At 70.5% G+C, this 2,323-nt stretch carries 4 protein-coding genes; all 4 read left to right on the top strand.

All coding sequences use genetic code 11. From position 1 onward, the window contains the following. The first annotated feature begins 193 nt into the window (after positions 1-193). Genes LQV45_RS26335 through LQV45_RS35590 form a run of 4 tightly spaced genes read left to right on the top strand, consistent with a single transcriptional unit; the run spans position 194 to position 2,237 of the window. The gene (locus tag LQV45_RS26335; protein ID WP_230009648.1) at positions 194-694 is read left to right on the top strand and encodes a VOC family protein; all 501 of its coding nucleotides are present in this window, start codon (positions 194-196) and stop codon (positions 692-694) included. Between the two features lie 12 nt (positions 695-706). Beyond that, a complete protein-coding gene (locus LQV45_RS26330) occupies positions 707-874 on the top strand; it encodes a hypothetical protein (RefSeq protein ID WP_230009645.1) in 168 nt (55 codons plus the stop codon). Then, on the top strand, positions 871-1,311 hold the full coding sequence (locus LQV45_RS35595; protein ID WP_253074588.1) for an FAD-dependent oxidoreductase: 441 nt from the start codon (positions 871-873) through the stop codon (positions 1,309-1,311). The genes LQV45_RS26330 and LQV45_RS35595 overlap by 4 nt, the downstream gene beginning before the upstream one ends. Next, positions 1,281-2,237, top strand: a complete 957-nt coding sequence (locus LQV45_RS35590; RefSeq protein ID WP_253074587.1) for an NAD(P)/FAD-dependent oxidoreductase — start codon at positions 1,281-1,283, stop codon at positions 2,235-2,237. Before LQV45_RS35595 ends, LQV45_RS35590 begins: the two co-directional genes overlap by 31 nt. Positions 2,238-2,323: the final 86 nt, after the last annotated feature.

Raw genomic sequence — 2,323 nt, 5'->3', positions numbered from 1 at the left:
GGCCACTGTGGGGTCCCGAGGGCAGCGTCCTCGGCCGAAAATCGACCGGGGGGCGACAAGGAAAAGCGCATGGCGACCCCCGCCGCGCAAGCCCCGCAGCATTGGCCTGATGCCCGCCGTCGGCACGCCTTTCCCGGGTCGCCAGTGAGCCCGATGCCGCCCTTTCATGGCGCGCCCGACCGAGGAGGCCGGGATGAGTACCGTCGACGAAAGCAATAAAAGTGCAGCCGCCAGCCCACCGGTGAAGCGTGGGGAGTTCAGGCTTGAGGTCGTGGTCGTGCCCGTCTCGGACGTCGACCGGGCCAAGCGGTTCTACGGCGGACTGGGCTGGCGGTCCGACGCCGAGGTCGCCGTGGAGGACGGCTACCGTCTCATGCAGTTCACGCCCCCGGGTTCCGGCTGCTCGATCATCTTCGGCGAGGGTGTCACCTCGGCGCCGCCGGGCTCGGCCCAGGGGATGCACCTGGCGGTGTACGACATCGACGCTGCCCGGGCCGACCTGATGGCGCGCGGGGTCGAGGTCAGCGCAACCTTCCACGACGCCACGGGCATCTTCCACCACGCCGGAACCGAGGGACGCCTGGACGGCCCGGCTCCTGGACACTCGGACTACGGCTCGTTCGCGTCCTTCAGCGACCCGGACGGCAACGGCTGGGTCCTGCAGGAGATCAAGACCCGGCTTCCGGGCCGCTGAAAGGAGAGGCTGATGGCCACTACGTACGAATCCGTGGACGACCTTGCCGAAGCCCTCAGGCGGGCCGCGGCCGCACATGGCACGCACGAGGAGCGAACGGGCCAGGAGGACCCGGACTGGCCCGACTGGTACGCGCTCTACATGGTGCGCGAGCATGCCGGGGAGGAGTTGCCGACATGAACAGCGACTACGACGTGATCGTGATTGGCGGCGGCTCGCCGGGCGAACACTGCGCGGGCGCGCTCGCCGAGGGCGGCCTGCGCGTGGCCGTCGTGGAGCGCGAGCTGGTCGGCGGTGAGTGCACATACTGGGCGTGCATCCCGTCGAAAACCTTGCTGCGGCCCGGCGAGGCGGTCCATGCGGCACGCCAGGCTGCCGCCACTGCCGAAGTCGATGTCGAGGCGGCGCTGGCCTGGCGCGACTTCATGGTTTCGGACTATTCCGATGCAGGGCAGGAGCGCTGGCTGGCCGATCACGGTATCGACCTGCTGCGCGGCACCGGGCGGCTCGCCGGGCCGGGCGTCGTCGAGGTCGACGGCGTGCGGCACACCGCCGCCCAGTCCTGGCCAATGGCGCCGATCCGGTCGTGCCGCCGATCCCGGGCCTGCGGGGTTTAGAGGGTGTCTGGAGCAGCCGCGAGGCGACCTCAATGAAGGCCGTTCCCCGGCGCTTGCTCATCCTCGGCGGCGGCCCGGTCGGTGTCGAGATGGCCCAGGCCGTGCGCCGATTCGGCGGCGAGGTGGCAGTCATCGACATGTCCGGGCACGTCCTGGCCCGGGAGCCGGCGCCGCTGGGCGAGGCCCTCGGTGAAGTTCTGAGCGGCGAGGGCATCGAACTCGTGCTGTCCGCGGCCGCGACCACGGCGCGGCGCGAGGGCGGGGACTACGTCGTCCAGATCGACGACGGGCGCGAGCTGAGAGGTGACCGGCTGCTCGTCGCCACGGGCAGGCGCCCGCGGATTAGTGGGATCGGCCTGGAGACCGTCGGCGTCGAGCCGGATCCCCGCGGAGTCCCTGTCGATGCACGCCTGCGCGTGGCGGACGGGCTGTGGGCGATCGGTGACGTCACCGGCATCTGGCCGCTGACCCACGTCGGGAAGTATCAGGGCGATGTCGCCGCCGCGAACATCCTCGGTGAGGCGCGGGAGGCAAACTATGAGGCCGTTCCGCGGGTCACTTATACGGACCCGCAGGCCGCGGCGGTGGGCGCCGCCGAGGGCCGCTTCAGCGCCACGGCCCCAGTCTCAGACTTGCCGAAAACCTCCACCTACACGCGTGCCGACGCCGAGAGCAACGGCTTCCTGACCCTCCTCAGCGACGGCGAACGGCTGACAGGTGCGTACGCGCTCGGCCCGGAGGCCGGCGAGTGGCTGCAGCAGGCGACGCTGGCGATCCGGGCCCGTGTCCCCATTGATGTCCTAAGCGACACGATCCAGCCGTTCCCGACCTTCTCGGAAATCTATGTCTCCGCGCTGAAGGCACTGCGCGGGGAGATCGGGGGTGCGCGCAGGCGGGTCGGCGCGGGACCATCCGCGGCGGACTGAGGAAAGCCGATTCGAGGATCACCGCAGCTGCCGCTTCGCGGGCCGCACACGAGCCGGATTTTGCGGGGCAACCCGTGGTGGTTAGC

It is taken from the genome of Microbacterium sp. Bi128, assembly GCF_918698205.1.
This window is presented reverse-complemented; position numbering and strand designations above follow the sequence as displayed.

Coding starts and splice junctions, on each gene's coding strand:
- LQV45_RS26335 (WP_230009648.1), top strand. CDS start 194: ATGAGTACCGTCGACGAAAGCAATAAAAGTGCAGCCGCCAGCCCACCG.
- LQV45_RS26330 (WP_230009645.1), top strand. CDS start 707: ATGGCCACTACGTACGAATCCGTGGACGACCTTGCCGAAGCCCTCAGG.
- LQV45_RS35595 (WP_253074588.1), top strand. CDS start 871: ATGAACAGCGACTACGACGTGATCGTGATTGGCGGCGGCTCGCCGGGC.